The organism is Nocardia sp. NBC_00403 (assembly GCF_036046055.1).
In the GTDB taxonomy this organism is placed as follows: Bacteria; Actinomycetota; Actinomycetes; order Mycobacteriales; family Mycobacteriaceae; genus Nocardia.
This window is the reverse complement of the sequence record NZ_CP107939.1, coordinates 1152956-1172500: the sequence shown is the minus strand read 5'-3', so window position 1 is coordinate 1172500 and position 19545 is coordinate 1152956. Positions and strand designations below refer to the sequence as shown.

Sequence of the window (19545 nt, the reverse complement as noted above, 5' to 3'; positions counted from 1 at the left end):
AGTGGTCTGCGTCGATTTCGGCCCTCTTACCGGTGTGCATCCACGCGGGCACCGGCTCGGCGATATCGAGGCCGGGCAGCTGCGTCGCCGCCCGCAGGTCGAACGTCGGTGCCGCGATCGACACGGGTTGCCGTTTGTCGAATAGCTGCGCGTACTTCGCCATGGCGATGAGACCGTGATCACCGATCTCGGTGACCTCGTCGCCGAGATCGAGCACAGAGCCGATCGCGGTCACCAGAACCCGACGATTCTGCTCAGGGTCATCAGGTGAATAGGTGTCGAGCAGGATCACCGCCGCAGGCCCACGCCCGGTCTGCTCGAGCCGATGCGCCAGCGCGTGTGCGATCGCGCCGCCGGCCGAATAGCCGACGAGAACGATCGGGCGCAGGCTGTCGGCGCCCGCAACGGCCGCCGCCAGGTAATCCAGCAGCACCTCCCATGATTCGGGCAGCGGTTCGCCCGGTTGAGTTCCCGGCAGGCGCAGCGCGGCGATTGTGCGGTCCGCGCCTAATTCGCGCGCCAGCCCGCCGAACTGGTGCGGTCCGGTACCGACCACGAACGAAGGAACGCAGATCAGCGAGAGCCGGGAGGTGCCCCTGCTCAGCGGGATCGGAGCAGGCTGGACCAGCAGCTCGGTGCCGCTGGGGAAGGTGTCGACGAGCTTGGCGCTCTCCAACAGCATCGGTATCGCGGTCTCGACGCTCCCGCGCCGATGTGCGGCAAGGACCAGCTCGGTGAGCCCGCCTCGGTTCCGTTGCGCGGTCCCGGCTTTCACGGGCGCCACCGTGGGTGCGACCACGGCGTCCACCGTGGTCGGCAAGATCTCGGGGATCCGCGAGCACAGATAGTCGGCCAGTCCCGCAGCGGTGGGATGGTCGAAGATGAGCGTGGAAGGCAAGGCCAAGCCGGTCGCCTTGGCGAGCCGATTGCGGAAATCGACGCCCGCGAGCGAGTCGAAACCCAGCTCCGTGAACGGAGCCGCCGGATCGATCACGTCCCCGGATTTATGTCCGAGACTCGCGGCGACATGTTCGCGAACCGTCGCGAGCACAACGCCCGCTCGGTCGGCTTCGGGTGCGCCGGCCAGCTGCTGCGCCAACGACCGCACACTGGTTGCGCGACGCGGCGCCGCGGTGACCAGGGTGCTGAGCATCCTCGGCAGTGCACCCCCGGCGGCCTGCGCGGTGAGTGCCGCCATATCGAGACGCACACCGATGCTCGTCGGTAGACCGGCGGCCAGCGCGGCGTCGAGCAGCGACATCCCGTAGTCGTCGTCGAGGGGGATCGCCCCTTCTCGACGCAGTCGCGCGATATCGGCCTCGGTGAGGGTGCTTGTCATACCACTGGTCGCGCGCCACGGACCCCACGCGATGGATGTCGCGGGGAGACCGTGGTGGTGCCGGTGTTCGGCGACCGCGTCCAGGAACGCGTTCGCCGCCGCGTAGTTGGCCTGGCCCGGGCTGCCGATCGTCCCCGCGAACGAGGAGTAGAGCACGAACATCGACAGGTCGAGGTCCTTGGTGGCCTCGTGCAGATGCCACGCCGCGTCGGCCTTGGGCCGCAGGACCGCGGCAAGCCGCTGCGCGGTCATATCGGCAAGCAGACCGTCGGCCAGCACGCCTGCGGTATGCACGACACCCGTCAGCGGATGCTCCTGCGGGATGGCCGACAGCAGCTCGTCGAGTGCCGCGCGTTCGGTCACATCGCACGCGACCACATCGACATGCGCGCCGAGTGCGGCCAATTCCGCCGCGAGCTCCGGGGCGCCCGGCGCGGCCATGCCCCGCCGACTGGCCAGCAGCAGCCGCCGCACCCCATGCTCGACGACGAGATGCCTGGCCGTGAGCGCGCCCAACCCGCCGGTTCCTCCGGTGATCAACACGGTGCCGTCCGATCGTGACGCAACGTCCTTGCCTGCGTCTATGCCACCGCGACTCAACCGAGGCGCGTACGCGACACCCTCGCGCAGCACCAGCTGAGCTTCGTCCGCGACAGCGACAGCCGCCGCGACGCCATCGTGGTAGTCGTCCCAACTGTCCACATCGACGATCGCGATCCGGCCGGGGTTCTCGTGCTGACCACTGCGCAGCAGACCCCACACCGCAGCTCCGACGAGATCCACCGGCGCACCGGCTTCCAGAGCAACCGCGTTCCTGGTGACGACGGCGATCCGCTCCTGATGGGTCAGGAGTGCGGTCACCTGCGCTGCCACGTCGACGAGCCGAGCGTGTACCGCACCCGGCACGTCCGCATCGATCGGCGTGTCGTCGAGTCGGATCACGGCCATCGGCCTGCCGTCGATCGTCACCGTCTCGCCCCCGGCGGTGCTCGCCCAGCGCACGCCGGCAACGAGGTCGCTCGGCTTCGGTGTCGGCACCGGGACCCAGCGGAGCTGGTAGGCGCCGCGGCTCAGCTCGGAAGCACCCGCGGCGCGCAGGGTGTCGATCGGGATCGGACGCATGGTCAGCGCCGCGACCTCGAAGACCGGCTCCCCGTGTGAGTCGGCGAGTGTCACCGTGATCCGATGGTTGTCCGGTCCCGCCGGACCCGACTCGGCCGCAGCCAATCTGACCCGCGCCGCCGTGGCTCCGACGGCGTGCATGTCCACGTTCTCCCACGAATAGGGCACGAAGATCTCGCCGTCGGCCGGCGCTCCGGTCAACCCGGTGAAGCGAATCGCGTGTAGTGCCGCATCCAACAGCGCGGGATGCACCCCGAACCGATCGGCCGACAAATGGTCCTGCTCCGGGAGATTCACCTCCGCGAAGACCTCACCGTCGCGCCGCCACAGCGCGGTCAACCCTTGGAACAATGGCCCGTGCCCGTATCCGCGCTCGGCCAGCTCCGCATACATGCCGCCGATATCCACCCCGACCGCGCCCGCGGGCGGCCAGCTCGCGGCCATCGCCGTCGCGTTGCTCCTGGCCGGCGACGCCGGTGCGACAAGGGTTCCCGTCGCATGGCGAACCCACTGCGCCCGCTCCGGCGCACCCTCGCGCTGCGGACGCGAATACACCGAAACAAGGCGGGCGCCGGTGTCATCGGGTCCGTCCGCAACCACCCGCAGCTCGACGGCGCCCTCGGAGGGCACCGCAAGCGGCGCGGTCACGACCAGTTCGGCAAGTCGCCGGCTGCCGGTCATCGCCCCGATATGCAAGGCCAGCTCCGCGAACGCCGTGCCGGGCAGCAGCACCGTCCCGCCGATCATGTGATCGGCCAACCACGGGTGACTCGACAACGACAACCGACCCGTCAGCACCACACCATCGGTGTCGGGCAGCCAGACCGCCGCGCTCAACAGCGGATGCTCGACGTCGTCCAGACCCGAGGTCCGGACATCGCCCGTATCGGCTGCGGCCGCCAGCCAGTACCGCTGGTGCTGGAATGCGTACGTCGGCAACGAAACTCGATTCACCGAGCGCCCAGCGAACAACGACTGCCAGTCCACACCGAGGCCGGCGATGTGCGCCTGCGCAAGGAATGTCACGAAGCGACTCGCCTCATCGCCGACGCGACGACTCGCAGCGGCCACCAGCCATCCGGCCGGGACATCGCCGTCGTCGCTCACACATCGGCGGGTCATCGCCGTGAGTACCGCGTCGGGGCCGATTTCGAGGAATCGGCGCACGCCGGTGTCGGCGAGCGACCCGATCCCCGGCGCGAACCGGACCGCGGCACGCACCTGCCCGACCCAGTACTCGGGATCGGTGAATGCCTCGCCCACCGCACCGGTTACGTTCGACACGATCGGCAGCAGCGGATCCCGGTAGGTCACCTCCTGTGCGACAGCACGGAATTGCGCGAGCATGGGTTCCATCCGCGCGGAATGGAACGCGTGGCTGACCCGCAATCGCGTGGTCTTGCTGCCCTGCCCCGACAACGTCCGCTCCACCTCGTCGATGGCGTCCGCGTCACCGGAGATCACCACGGCGTCCGGACCGTTCACGGCAGCGATCGATGCCCGGTCTCCGAAGCCGGTGAGCAGCTGTGCCGCCTCGGTTTCCGGCAGCGCTATCGCGAGCATCGCGCCGCCCTCCGGCAGCGCACCCATCAAACGACCACGCGCCGCCACCAGGGCACACGCATCCGACAGCGACCACACCCCCGCCACGTACGCGGCAACCAGCTCGCCGATCGAATGCCCGATCAGCACATCCGGGATGACGCCGAACGACTCCACCAGCCGGAACAACGCCACTTCGAACGCGAACAGTGCGGGCTGGGTGAACTCCGTCCGATCCAATACACCCTCGGGATCGGCGAACATCACCTCCCGCAATGACAGCGCGGAGCTCGTCGAGGGGTGGTCGGATGACCGGCCGGCCTGGCCGAGGTGGCGATCGAACTCGGCACACACCTCGTCCAAGGCGGCCGCGAAGACGGGGAACGCCGCAGACAGCTCCGCCCCCATGCCCACCCGCTGCGCGCCCTGGCCGGTGAACACGAACGCCGTCTTCCCGGACCCAACCGTTCCTTCGACCACGCCGGAGGACGACGAACCCGTCGCCAACTCCGCCAGTTCGGCAAGCAGCTGTTCCCGGTCCCGGCCGACAACCGCGCCGCGCCATTCCAGCTGTGCACGTGTTTCGATCAACGACCGCGCGACGCTCGGCGCGTCGGCTTCCGGATGGTCGACCAACCACGCCCGCAATCGGTCCGCCTGAGCCCGCAGACTTGCCTCGGATTTCGCCGACACCAGCCACGCGACCACACCCTCTCGCGAGGACGTCGGGACCTCCGTCGAGGACCGCGCGTCCCGCATGGGCGCAGGCGCTTCCTCGACGATCACGTGCGCGTTCGTGCCACTGATACCGAACGAGGACACACCCGCCCGACGCACCCGCTCCCCCGCAGGCCACGGCTCCGCCTCCGTCAGCAAACGCACCGAACCCGCCGACCAATCCACATGCGGCGACGGCGTATTCACATGCAACGTCTTGGGCAGCATCTGGTGCCGCAATGCCTGCACCATCTTGATAACGCCACCCACGCCGGAAGCCGCGACCGAGTGCCCGATATTCGACTTCAACGATCCGATGCGGACCGGTTCCGTGCGCCCTTGCCCGTAGGTGGCGATCAAGGCCTGCGCCTCGATCGGATCACCCAGCGGTGTGCCCGTCCCGTGCGCCTCGACCACATCGATATCGGCGGGATCCAGCCCGGCGACCGCCAATGCCGCCTCGATTACCCGCTCTTGCGACGGACCGTTCGGCGCGGTCAGACCATTGGACGCGCCGTCCTGATTCACCGCCGAACCACGGATCACGGCGAGCACGTTGTGACCGAGCCGCTGCGCATCCGACAACCGCTCGATGGCGAGCACGCCGACGCCCTCCGACCAGCCGACACCGTCGGCGCCGTCGGAGAAGGACTTGCAGCGGCCATCGGGCGCCAGACCACGCTGACGTGCGAAGTCCACGTACAGCTCTGGGCTCCCCGAGATCGTGACACCGCCCGCGAGCACCAGCGTGGTCTCCCCATTGCGCAGTGCCTGGCACGCCAGGTGCAGCGCGACCAGCGACGACGAGCACGCCGTGTCCACCGTGATGGCAGGCCCCTGCAAACCGAACACGTAAGCGACCCGGCCCGAGGTGACGCTGTCCGAGTTCCCGGTCATCCGGAAACCTTCGTGTTCGCCGGTCACCCGCTCGGCATACCCGGACGGGGTGGCGCCGACGAACACCCCGGTATCGCTGCCGCGCAGCGACGTCGGATCGATGCCCGCGTCTTCTAATGCCTCCCAGGCGGCCTCGAGCATCAGCCGCTGCTGCGGATCCATTGCCGTCGCTTCGCGCGGACTGATACCGAAGAAACCGGCGTCGAAAGCACCCGCCGCGGTGAGGAATCCGCCTTCCCGGACATAGGTGGTGCCTGGTTCGTCCGGGTCCGGGTTGATCAGCCGCTCGAGATCCCAGCCCCGGTCCGAGGGAAAGGGCGTGATCGCGTCCCTACCGGCCGCCACCAGATCCCAGAGCTGTTCAGGGGATCCGACGCCGCCGGGATAACGACAGCTCATTCCGACGATGGCGATCGGTTCGTCCGTCCGCGTCCGGCGCACGGTTCTCGTCGGCCGTCGTTGCGCGGCGGGGGTATCCCCGATCCGGGACACCAGGAACGCCGCCACCGCCCGAGCGGTCGGGTGATCGAAGACGAGGGTCGATGGCAGCGACAATCCGGTGGCCTTGGCGAGCCGATTCCGGAATTCCACACCGGCCAACGAGTCGAAGCCCAACTCGGTGAAGGCGGCCTCCGATTCGATCGCCTCGGCGGAGGCATGCCCGAGCACCGCCGCCGCCTGCTCCCGCACCACTTCGAGCGCCACCTCGTCGCGCTCGGCGACCGACGCCGACGCCAGCCGCCCCACCACCGACCCGATGTTCCCGCGCGACCGGGTTTGCGCCGAAACCAGCGAACTCAGCACCTTCGGCAGTGATCCCGCCGCGGCCTGTTCCGCAAGTCCTGTCGCATCGAATTCGGCACCGACCACCAGCGCCGCATCGGCGGTGACCGCCGCGTCGAACAAGGCCAGCCCGGTCGTGTCGCCGAGCGCACGGAAACCCAACCGCCGCAACCGCTCCAAACCGGCCGCACCCAGCTCACCTGTCATACCGGTGTTCGCGTTCCACGGACCCCATGCCACCGAGACACCGGACAGACCTGCCGCCCGCCGCAGCCCGACGACCGCATCGGCGAACGCGTTCGCCGCCGCGTAGTTGCCCTGCCCCGGCGCACCGGCCAGCCCCGCGACCGACGAAAACACCACGAACGCCGAAAGATTCGACTCCCGCGTCGATTCGTGCAACAACCACGCCCCGTCCACCTTCGGACGCAACACCCGATCCAACTGCTCAGCAGTCAAGGTCTCGACGGTGCCGTCATCCACCACACCCGCGGCATGGACGACACCGGTCAACGGGAACTGCGCCGGAATTTCCGCGAGCACCGCCGCGACGGCGCTGCGATCCGCGACATCGCACGCGGCGACGTCCACTTCGGCGCCGAGCGCCGCCAGTTCCGCGACCAGTTCGGGCACGCCGTCGGCGTCGCGACCACGTCGCGATACCAACAGCAGCCTGCGCACCCCGTGCTCGGCGGCCAGATGCCGCGCGACGAGCGCACCGAGCCCGCTGGTCCCTCCGGTCACCAGCACCGTCCCGGCCCCGAACGACACCGGGCCCGCACTCGGCGACACCGATTCCCTGCGCAACCGCGGTGCCGACAACCGGCCGCCGCGCACCGCGACCTGCGGCTCATCCGCGGCCAGCACCGCCGACACCGTGCCTGCGTCGATCTCGTCGTCGCGGTCGAGTAGCACGATCCGACCCGGATGCTCGGCCTGCACGCTGCGCACCAGCCCCGCGACAGCCGCGGACACCGGATCGGGTGACTCGCCCGGCAGCCCGAGCGCGTTATGGGTGACCACGACCAGCCGCGACCGGGCAACCCCCGAGTCCGCCAGCCACGACCGCAACAGGCCGAGCGCTTCCGCGACGGTTCTGCGGCCCGCCTCAGCCACATTCACGACGTCGGATTCGTCGTCACCGACCACCCAGACGAGCGTTTCCGCGACCGCATCGGTATCGGCCGGGTCGTGCACCTGAGCGGATCGACGATCGATCCCTGCCACATTCCCGCCGCCGAGAATGGCCATCGTCCCCGCAGGCTCGGTAGACCCCGCCGCGACCGGCACCCACTCCACGCCGTACAGCGGCACCAACGCCGAGCTCGACCGAACCCGTTCCACCGTGCGCCGCTCCACCGGATGCATCACCACGGAGTCCGCGCTCAGCACCGGCTCGCCTGCCTCGTCCACCACATCCATCCGCATGCGGTTGCCGCCGAGCATCACCGCACGGAGCCGGACCGGCCCCGACCCGGTCCGCGCCAGGCGCAGGCCGCCGATCGAGACCGGCAGCGGAATCCGCCCCTCGGGGATGTCGTCCATGACGAAGTCGAGAGCGGGGTGCAGGCAGGCGTCGAACAACGCGGGATGAATCCCGTATCCCGATGCCTGACCGGCCGTTGTCGCGTCCAGCGAGACCTCGGCGAACATCTCGTCGCCGCGCCGCCACATCGTGCGCACCCCACGGAACACCGGACCGTATTCCATGCCGAGATCCGCGACCCGCCGATACAGAACCTGCTCGTCGAGCTGCACCGCACCCAAGGGCGGCCATATCTGGTCCCATCCGGTCTCGGCGTCCGCCGTAGTGTCGGCGGCGGCCAGCACCCCGCTGGCATGCGGCACCCACGCATCGGCATCGTCGAGGTGCTCGGCCCGGGAGTAGATGGTGAAGCGTCGTCGCCCATCCGGTTCGCTCTCGCCGACAGCGACCTGCAGATCGACGGCGTGCTCCCCGAGCGCCAGTGGAATGTCCAGCAGCATCTCTTCGACGGTCCGCAGCTCGAGCCGCTCACCGATCGCTGACGCCAGCTCCAGGTAGGTGGTCGCCGGCACCACCGCGGTACCGAACACCACATGCTCGGCGATCCACGGATGACGGGCGTCGGAAAGCTGCCCGGTGAACAACCACTCGTCCTTGCCTGCCACCGGCACCGCATCCCGCAGGATCGGATGCTCGATGTTGCCCGCGGCTACCGGGCGCACCACGTCCAGCCAGTACCGCCGACGCTGGAAGGCGTAGGTCGGCAACGGAACCCGCACTGCTGCCCGGCCGGCGAGCAACGGTTCCCAGTCCACCTCGATGCCGGCGTTGTGGGCGTCGGCGAGGAACGTGAGGAACTGTGTCACCTCGTCGACGCCGCGCCGTCCCGCGGCCGCGACCAGCGACCTCGAATCGATATCCTCGGGCAGGCACTGCCTGGTCATCGCCGTCAGTACGGCGTCGGGTCCCAATTCCAGGAACCGCCGGACACCCATGTCCACCAGGGCCTCGACGCCGTGGGCGTAGCGGACGGTGTCGCGCACGTGACCGACCCAGTACCCGGGATCGGCGAAAGCCTCGCCGCCTACCACGCCGAACACGTTCGATATCACCGGCAGCAGCGACCGACCGTAAGTCACTCCTGCGGCGGCGGCCTCGAACTCCGGCAGCATCGGTTCCATCAATGCCGAATGGAAAGCGTGGCTGACCCGCAACCGCGTTGTCTTGATCCCGTCCGCGGCCAGCTGCGGTTCCAGTTCCGCGATGGCATCCTCGGCGCCGGAGATCACGATCGAGGACGGCCCGTTCACCGCCGCGATCGATAGCCGGCCACGGAACCCGGCAATGGCTCCGAGCGCCCGCGCTTCCGGGATCGCGGCGGCCAGCATCGCACCGCCGTCGGGCAGTGCGCCCATCAATCGTCCCCGCGCCACGACAAGCGCGCAGGCGTCGGCCGCCGACCACATCCCGGCCGCGTACGCGGCGACCAGCTCGCCGATCGAATGCCCGATGAGCACGTCGGGGGTGATCCCGAACGACTCCACGAGCCGTAGCAGCGCTGCCTCATAGGCGAACAGCGCGGGCTGGGTGTACTCCGTGCGATGCAGCAAATCTTCGCCCGCGGTGCCGAAGACGATGTCTTTGAGCGAGGCGCCGGGCAACGAGGGCTCCAGCAACCTGTCGAACTCGGCGCACAGCTCGTCGAACGCCGACGCGAAGACCGGGAACGCCGCAGCCAGCCCGGCGCCCATGCCGACACGCTGTGCACCCTGTCCGGTGAACAGGAACGCGATCTTGCCGCCGACGGGCGTGCCCTCGGTTACGCCCGGCGCAGCCGCGCCTGCGGCCAGCTCGGCGAGGCCCGCCAGCATGGCATCCCGATCGCCCGCGACGACGGCCCCGCGCCGATCGAATCGGGCCCGGGTCGTCAGCAGCGAACGTGCCACGTCGACCAGGTCCGCTTCCGGGTGGGCCGACAGCCACGCACGCAGTCGAGCGGCCTGCCCCCGCAGTCCCGCCTCGGATTTCGCCGACACCAGCAACGGCATCATGCCCGAAGCCACGGGCGGCGTGACCGGCTCCGTCGCACGCTCCTGGCCCGCGGGTGCTTCCTCGAGAATGATGTGGGCGTTGGTCCCGCTGATACCGAACGAGGACACCCCGGCCCGACGCACCCGCTCCACCGACGCAGGCCACGCCCGTTGCTCGGTCAGCAATCGCACCGACCCCGCCGACCAATCCACATGCGGCGACAACGCATCCACATGCAGCGTCTTCGGCAACATCTGGTGCCGCAATGCCTGCACGATCTTGATGACCCCACCGGCACCCGCGGCCGCCTGCGAATGCCCGATATTCGACTTCAACGATCCGACCCACAATGGCTCCGCACGGCCCTGCCCGTACGCGGAGATCAGGGCCTGCGCCTCGATCGGATCACCCAATGGTGTCCCGGTCCCGTGCGCCTCCACCACATCCACATCGGTGGGATCGAGCCCGGCCGACGCCAAGGCCGCAGCGATCACCCGCTCCTGCGACGGACCATTCGGCGCCGTCAAACCATTCGAGGCGCCATCCTGATTCACCGCCGAACCCCGAACCACAGCAAGCACGTTGTGACCGAGCCGCCGCGCATCCGACAACCGCTCCAACACCAACACACCGACGCCCTCGGACCACCCGACACCGTCCGCCGCCGCCGAGAACGCCTTGCACCGACCGTCACCCGACAAACCACGCTGCCGCGAGAACTCGATGAACATGAACGGCGTCGACATCACCTGAGCACCACTTGCGAGGACCAGAGAGGTCTCCCCCTGACGCAATGCCTGGCAGGCAAGATGGATGGCCACCAGCGACGACGAACACGCCGTGTCCACGGTCACCGCAGGGCCTTCCAACCCCAACGTGTAGGCCACTCGACCCGAGAGCACACTGCTCGTCGAACCGGTACCGACATACCCCTCGGCGACCGAACCGGCCGCCTTGGCGATCTCCTCGTAGTCCTGATACGAGACGCCGGTGACTACGCCGGTGTCGCTGCCCCGCAACGACAACGGATCAATACCGGCGTATTCCAAAGCCTCCCAGGACGCCTCCAGCAACAACCGCTGCTGCGGATCCATCGCCGCCGCCTCGCGCGGACCGATCCCGAAGAACCCCGCGTCGAAATCCGCCATACCGGAAAGGAATCCGCCGCGTCGCGCGTAGGAGGTGCCGGAGTGATCGGGATCGGGATCGAACAGCCGATCCAGATCCCAGCCGCGATCGGTCGGGAACTCGCCGATCGCGTCCGTTCCGGACGCCACCAGCTCCCACAAACCCTCCGGCGAGCTGATCCCCCCGGGATACCGGCAGCTCATCCCCACGATCGCGATCGGTTCATCGGTACGGACCCGACGCGGCACGCGGGCGACGGCACGGCCGGTGTCCGCTTCTTCCAGATCACCGACATGAGACCGCACGAACGCCGCCACCGCGGTCGCGGTGGGGTAGTCGAACACCAGCGTCGACGGCAGCTGCACTCCGGTGGCTTTGGCAAGCCGATTGCGAAACTCCACTCCGGCAAGGGAATCGAAGCCGAGCTCGGCGAACGGCGCGGTGGGATCGATGGCGTCGCCGGAAATGTGACCGAGCGCGCCTGCGACCTGCTCACGAACGACGTCGAGCACGATGGCCGCGCGCTCCTCGGCCGGCGCGGCGGCCAGCCGCCGCGCCAATGTCCCGCCCGTGTCCGCGGCCCGCCGCACCGGCACCGTGACGATCGAATGCAACATCCGGGGCAGGGCCCCCTCGCGTGCCTGCATCGTCAGCGCCTCGGTGTCGAACTCCGTCGCGACCACCACCGGTGCTGCCGCGACGACCGCGCGATCGAACAACGCCAAGCCATCCGCCGTCTCCAACGGACGCACGCCCAGGCGGCTCATCCGCGCCATTGCCGCAGTTCCCAGACCGCTGGTCATACCGATGTTCTGGTTCCACGATCCCCACGCGATCGACACCGCGGGCAAGCCCGCCGCCCTGCGCCGCAACGCCAGCGCGTCGAGGAACGCATTCGCCGCGGCATAGTTGCCCTGTCCCGGGTTGCCCACCACTCCCGCGACCGACGAGAACAGTACGAACGCCGAAAGATCACGGTCGCTGGTCAATTCGTGCAGATGCCACGCGGCGTCCGCCTTCGACGCCAGCACCCGGTCCAGCTGCTCGGTGGTCAAGGTCTCGATGGTGCCGTCGTCGAGCACGCCCGCCGAATGGATCACCGCGCTCGGAGCGAACTCGTCGGGCAATTCCGCGAGCAGCGCCGCCACCGCCGCACGATCGCCCACGTCGCAGGCCACGACCCGCACCTGCGCGCCCGCTGCCGTCAGCTCGCTCACCAGCTCGGCAACACCGTCGGCACGCTCACCTCGCCGCGACGCCAATACCAGTCGTCGCGCACCGTGCGCATCGACGAGGTGGCGTGCCAGCTCGGCGCCGAGACCGCTGGTGCCACCGGTGATCAACACCGCGCCCGCGCCGAAGGACGACGCGTCCGCCACGGCAGAGCCCGCCTGCCGCCGCAGTCGCGGCACCCGCAGCCCACCGCTGCGCACGGCCAGCTGCGGTTCGTCCGAACCCACTGCCGCGGCGATCACATCGACTGTCGGGTTCTCCTCGACTCCCACGTCGACGAGCACGAACCGGCCCGGATGCTCGACCTGCGCACTGCGCACCAAGCCCCACACCGCCGCGCCCGCCGCGTCCGGCGACTCGCCCGACACGCCCATAGCTCCACGGGTCAGCACCACCAGTCGCGAATCGCTCAACCGCTGCTCGGCCTGCCACGTCTGCAACAGCTCCAGCGCCGACCGCACCCACCTGTGGGTCCGCGCCGTCACGTCGCCGCCGGCGACAGCTTGTGGGTCGCTCGAAACAACACCGTCGGTCGAGTTGTCGCCGACAGGCGACCAGACGACGATCTCCGGAGTCGCCGCATCGTCGAGCAGCTCGATGAGCTCCGCACTCCGACGCTCGACGCCCGCGACAATCGCACCGCCGAGTAGCGCGACCGACGCAACCGCCCCGGTCGACCCGGACGACACCGGCACCCATTCGACATCCGACAGCGACGGTCGACGACCGGCCCCGCTGTTCAGCACTTTGGCGTCCACGGGGCGGGCAACGAGCGAATCGAGACTCAACACCAGGGCCCCGGTGTCGTCGACAGCGAGGACCCGTGTCCGCCCGGCTCCCCACCGCACAAGTCGAACCCGGACGGCCGTCACCCCGGTGCGGTACACCCGCGTCCCGGCGAAGGAGAACGGCAACGGCAGCCGACCCGAGGACATGTCCTGCGCCAGCCCCCCGATCGCCGCGTGGAATGCGGCGTCCAACAACGCGGGATGAATCCCGAATCCAGGTGCCTGATCAGCGGTTTCGGCCGCAAGGGACACCTCGGCGAGCAGATCGTCGCCGTCGCGCCAGACCGACGTGACCCCCTGGAACGCGGGGCCGTAGCCGAGCCCCAAGTCCGCCAACTGGTCGTAGAGCCCATCGTTCGGCACCGCCTCGGCACCGGCGGGCGGCCATTCTGCGGTCGCAGCCGATCCATACCAGCCCGACTCGACCCACGTGGGAACGCTCTGCGCAACCGGAGCCAGCACGCCGTTGGCATGCGACACCCATTCGCCCGCATCGGGATTCCCGTCGGCAACGGCACGCGAGTGGATCACGAACCGGCGGCGGCCCGCGCCGTCGGTGGGTTCGACACCGAGCTGGATATCGACCGCAGTGCCTGCCTCGAGTAGCAGCGGCGCTTCCAGCAGCAGTTCCTCGACAAAGTCGACCCCGAGCCGCATGCCCGCGGTCGACGCGAGTTCCACAAAGCCGGTCCCGGGCAGCAACACCGAGCCGAACACCGCGTGATCGGCCAACCACGGGTGGGTCAGCAACGACACCCGTCCGGTGAACAGCCATTCGTCCTTGCCCGCCAACGACACCGTGCCGGTCAAGATCGGATGATCCGATGACCCGACCGACGCGTTAGCGACGAGTGGCTCCAACCAGTACCGCTGACGCTGAAACGCGTACGTGGGCAATGACACCCGGTGCAGAGACCGCCCCGCGAACATCGGTCGCCAGTCCACGTGGACACCGGCGGTGTGCGCTTGCCCCAGCAGCGTCACACACTGCGTCACCTCGTCGACCGAGCGTCGAGACGCGGCGACCACCACCGAGTCCGCCTCGACCTCCGGGTGTTCGGCCAGACACTGGCGAGTCATCGAGGTCAGCACCGCATCCGGGCCCACCTCGACAAACCGCCGCACCCCTGCCGCGACGAGAGCGTCCACGCCGGGCGCGAATCGCACACACCCGCGCACCTGCTCGACCCAGTACTCCGGATCGGTCACCTCGACTCCGACCACAGCACCGGAAACATTCGACATCATCGGAACAATCGGCGTTCGATACGTCAGACCCGAAGCAACGAAGCGGAATTCGGCCAGCATGGGTTCCATCCGCGCGGAATGGAACGCGTGACTGACCCGCAATCGCGATGTCTTGACACCCGCGCCGGCCAGCCCGCGCTCCGCCGCTTCGACAACGTCCATGTCACCGGACAGCACCACCGACGCGGGACCGTTCACGGCCGCGACCGACAACCGATTCCCGTACTCCGCCACGATGTCGACCGCACGCTGCTCGGTCACGGCCGCCGCGAGCATCGCGCCGCCCGCAGGCAGCGCACCCATCAAACGACCGCGCGCCGCCACCAACGCACACGCGTCCGCAAGCGACCACACCCCTGCCACGTAGGCGGCCGCCAACTCGCCGATCGAATGCCCGATCAACACATCCGGTGTGATGCCGAAGGACTCGACGAGCCGGAACATCGCCACCTCGAACGCGAACAGCGCGGGCTGCGTCCACTCCGTCCGATCCAACACACTTTCGGGATCGGTGAACATCACCTGCCGCAACGACATCGCCGAGCTCGTCGAGGAGTGGTGGCCGGATGCCGAATCGGCCCCGCCGAGGTGCCGATCGAACTCGGCACACACCTCGTCCAGCGCCGCCGCGAACACCGGGAACGCCACATACAGCTCCGCCCCCATCCCGACACGCTGGGCACCCTGACCGGTGAACGCGAATGCCGTCCGACCCCCGACAGTCAGACCGGACGACACCGCACCCGACGCCAGCTCGGCCAACCCCGCAACCAGTTGCTCCCGATCGCGACCGACCACCGCGCCCCGCAAGTCCCACTGGGCCCTGGTATCGATCAGCGCCGAGGCCACACTCCACAAGTCCGCATCCGGGTGGTCGAGCAGCCACTGCCGCAACCGATTCGCCTGGCCGCGCAGCGCTTCGCCGGACTTGGCCGACACCAGCAACGGCACCACATCCCCGGCGACGGTTTCGGATTCGGCAGGCGATGTCGACGAAACCGGGTCGCCCGCGGCGGTCCCTTCGGCTGACCCGCCGCCGGGCGCAGGTGCTTCCTCCACGATCACATGAGCGTTCGTGCCACTGATACCGAACGAGGACACACCCGCCCGACGCACCCGCTCCCCCGCAGGCCACGGCTCCGCCTCCGTCAGCAAACGCACCGAACCCGCCGACCAATCCACATGCGGCGACGGCGCATCCACATGCAACGTCTTCGGCAGCACCTCGTTCCGCAGCGCCTGCACGATCTTGATGACCCCACCGGCACCCGCGGCCGCCTGCGAATGCCCGATATTCGACTTCAACGATCCGATCCGGATCGGTTCCGCACGATCCTGCCCATAGGCCGCGATCAGCGCCTGCGCCTCGATCGGATCACCCAACGAGGTGCCCGTCCCATGCGCCTCCACCACATCCACATCGGCAGGAGCCAATCCGGCAGCAGCCAGCGCCGCCGCGATCACCCGCTCCTGCGACGGACCATTCGGCGCCGTCAAACCATTCGAGGCGCCATCCTGATTCACCGCCGAACCCCGAACCACAGCAAGCACGTTGTGACCGAGCCGCCGCGCATCCGACAACCGCTCCAACACCAACACACCGACGCCCTCGGACCACCCGACACCGTCGGCCGCCGCCGAGAAGGACTTGCATCGACCGTCAGGCGACAGACCACGCTGCCGGGAGAACTCGATGAACAAATACGGTGTCGACATCACGGTCACACCGCCGGCCAACACGAGCGAAGTCTCTCCACGCCGCAGTGCCTGGCAAGCCAGATGGATCGCGACCAGCGACGACGAACACGCCGTATCCACCGTCACCGCAGGGCCTTCCAGCCCCAACGTATACGCCACTCGACCCGACACCACGCTGCCCGCCGAGCCGACGCCCGCGTACCCCTCGTAGGCCGGACCCGCAGCCCTTGTCTTGTGCTCGTAGTCCTCGTACATCACCCCTGCGATGACGCCGGTGTCGCTGCCCCGCAATGACAACGGATCGATACCCGCGTCCTCCAGCGCTTCCCATGACGCCTCCAGCAACAACCGCTGCTGCGGATCCATCGCCGCCGCCTCGCGCGGACCGATCCCGAAGAACCCCGCGTCGAAATCGCCGACATCGCGCAGGAAGGCGCCCTCCCGCGTGTACACCTTCCCGAACCGGTCGGGATCGGGATCGAACAACCCCTCGACATCCCACCCCCGATCCACCGGAAACTCGCCGACGGCGTCCGAACCGGACGCGACCAGATCCCACAGCTGTACCGGCGACTCGACGCCACCCGGGTAGCGGCAGCTCATACCGACGATCGCGATCGGCTCGTCGATGCGTTCCCGCAGCTGGGTCAGATCGTCGCGAGTCGTGAGGAGCTCGACGGTGACCTTCTTCAGATACTCCAACATGCGGTCGGACGAATCGCCGGTGCCTGTGTCCACGTTTCACATCCAGGGGTATTTCGGGGTTGACAAAGAAGCCCGGCGGCAGGAGCGACGCGGGCTAGCGGGTTACCGAAGGTCGTTCGGTCAGGTGTCGGTGATGAGGCGGCGACTCGATGAGTCGGCGGGCGCGCGGTGCATCGGCAGACTCGCGGCCATGGAGGGCGAAGGATCGGTGCGCAGACCTCGACGTACGGCCGCGGTTCCGCGGTTCCGTCGGTGAACGTTGTCGCTGGTTATCGAGACGTAGTCCATGGGAACGTTCCCTTTCACCACGCTGAAAGGCGGGCTGGCAACGTCATGGAAATTGCCCGGCTCGATACCCGCAGCCGGTACTTCGCCTGCACAGAAGACGAAATCAGTGCTCATCAAAATCTCTCTCCGCCAAGCAAACCCCAGGATATGCGTCCAGTTGCCTGCTGAGAGTTAGCCTGCCAGCCGAATCGGTTCCTCGCAACCGATGTACCGCCCTTTGATGTGCCGCCCTTCGGCGGCTCGTCGATCCTGTGTCGAACCGGCCACCGCCGCATGAACGATCGGTAACAAAGGCGGCCGGTGCACCACGGGCCGGAGAAGCGTCGTCGTGCAGTGGCATCCGGTTCTGCGTGATCACGGCGATACTAGTCACGTCAACAATCATCGATCCGCCGATTATGTTGCGCACCAACGTTTCTCATTAGTCGGTCGCGTACGGACCGCCGAGTCACACGCTGACGGGGGGGCCACACCGGAGGCGCGGCAGGCATTCGCCAGATGTTCGCGATCGGGAGGTATCGACGTTCCACTGCGAGGATCCGGCGGTCGACCAGCCCGACCAAGATCGAATCAGCGACCCATCGTCCACACGGTGGGCGTGCGGGGCGTCGTGCGGTCCGGGCTCCCCAGTAACGGGGAGCTCGTCCACATCCCGGAACAACGAAAAAAGCCGTAGTCCCGAGATACTCTCCGGACTACGGCTTTCACGTACTACAGCTGTGGGCGAAGGGGGACTTGAACCCCCACGTCCCGAAGGACACTGGCACCTGAAGCCAGCGCGTCTGCCATTCCGCCACTCGCCCGAGCGACTGGGAGACAGTATCACGCAGATATGCGGGACACGAAATCGGCGCCCGGCGGCCTTTGTGCGCAGGCCGGGCAACCACGGGGAACCCGCCGGGGGTTTCCAAGAGTTACAGGTGTGGAGGATCGTGGATATCATGCAATGAACGTGGTCGACACACGACACGCCATGCCTGCGTGTCGTTGTTATCAATCAGAACAGGACGCTCAACCGAAGGGAGGCCGAGATGGGCATCGTTTCACGGTTCGAGCGTCGTCTGCAGGGCGCCGTCGATGATGCGTTCGCCAGGGCTTTCGGCGGCAGTGTCGTGCCGCAGGAAGTGGAGGCTGCGCTGCAACGCGAAGCCACCGATCACGTCCAGGATCTGGGCGGCGGCCACCAGTTGGCGGCCAACAATTATGTGATCACGATCAACCCGTCCGATTACGAGCAACTCGTCGCGGATCATGAGCTCACGACCCGCGCGTTCGCCAAACACCTGCAGGACTACATCCGCGAGCAAGGCTGGCAGACCTACGGCGAAGTACACGTGGCGTTCGAGGCATCACCTACGCTGCACACCGGACAGTTCAGGGCGAGCGGCCGGGTCGATCCCGACGTCGGTCGTCGAGCCACACCAGCTCACAGCCCCGAGCCCACGCCACAACGACCTGCAAACCCGCAACCAGGAGCTGGCCCCATGACGCAGAACTCAGGCTACGACCCCAGCCGTGAGCCCGCGGAGTCCGATCCACGCAACCGCGGGTACGCACCACCACCCGCCGGGCGGGGCGGTCCGCAAAACGGTGCGTACCGCGAGGAGTACGGCCGCGGTGGCGCGCCGTATCCGGGCGGCTCCGACTACCAGGCGCCGGACTCCCAGCAGGGGTACAGCGACTACCAGAACGGCTACGACTACCAGGGCGGCCAGGCCGGCTACGGCCAGCAGAGCCAGCCCGGTTACCAGGAGCCGGGCTACGGGCAGCAGGGCTACGCCGACCGCGGTGGCTACGGCCAGCAAGGTGGTGGCTACGCCGAACCCGACTACGGTCAGCAGGGCTACCAGGAGCCGGGTTACGGTCAGCCCGGCTACGGCCAGCAAAGCTACGGCGAGCCCGGTTACGGGCAGCAGGGCTACGGTCAGCCCGGCTACGGTGAACAGGGTTACGCCGAGCCGGGTTATGGGCAGCCGCAGGGCTATGGCCAGCAACCGGCCTACGGTGAACAGGGTTACGCCGAACCCGGCTACGCCGAGCCGGGCTACGCCGCGCCCGACGAGCAGGGCGGCTACGGCCAGGCCTACTCGCAACAGCCCGGCTACGCCGCGCAACCCGGCTACGCCGCACCCGCCTACAGCGGGGGCGCTCCAGCCGGCTCGGGCTACTCGGCAACTCTTCAGCTCGATGACGGCAGCGGACGCACCTACCAGCTCCGTGAGGGCAGCAACATCATCGGCCGCGGTCAGGACGCCCACTTCCGCCTGCCCGACACCGGTGTATCGCGCAGGCACATCGAGGTCCGCTGGGACGGCGCGACCGCGATGCTTTCGGATCTGGGATCCACCAACGGCACCCTCGTCAATGGTTCCCCGGTGCAGGATTGGCAGCTCGCCGACGGAGATGTCATCCGTGCCGGGCATTCCGAGATCCTGATCCGTATCGTCTGATCCTGTAAGTTCGCGATGCGGGTCACGACATGGCCATCAGGGATTCTGCGGTCGTATCGTGATCGGAATCGGCTGACGGTCCTATGATGC

General features: G+C 68.2%; 2 protein-coding genes, 1 tRNA gene and 1 pseudogene. 1 reads left to right on the top strand and 3 read right to left on the bottom strand.

Going from position 1 to position 19545, the window contains the following annotated elements; genetic code table 11:
• Positions 1–7 precede the first annotated feature (7 nt).
• The 3 genes and pseudogenes from OHQ90_RS05105 to OHQ90_RS05095 form a co-directional block, all read right to left on the bottom strand.
• Positions 8–16750 (bottom strand): annotated as a pseudogene (locus tag OHQ90_RS05105) (SDR family NAD(P)-dependent oxidoreductase); the annotation flags it as partial.
• Positions 16751–16837: 87 nt separating this feature from the next.
• Positions 16838–17119, bottom strand: a complete 282-nt coding sequence (locus tag OHQ90_RS05100; protein ID WP_328407807.1) for a hypothetical protein — start codon at positions 17117–17119, stop codon at positions 16838–16840.
• A gap of 606 nt (positions 17120–17725) precedes the next feature.
• Positions 17726–17808: transfer RNA gene (locus tag OHQ90_RS05095), tRNA-Leu, on the bottom strand.
• A 228-nt stretch (positions 17809–18036) separates the two neighbouring features.
• On the opposite strand from OHQ90_RS05095, the gene OHQ90_RS05090 reads away from it, so the two are divergent.
• The gene (locus tag OHQ90_RS05090) at positions 18037–19455 is read left to right on the top strand and encodes an FhaA domain-containing protein (RefSeq protein ID WP_328407805.1); all 1419 of its coding nucleotides are present in this window, start codon (positions 18037–18039) and stop codon (positions 19453–19455) included.
• Positions 19456–19545 lie beyond the last annotated feature (90 nt).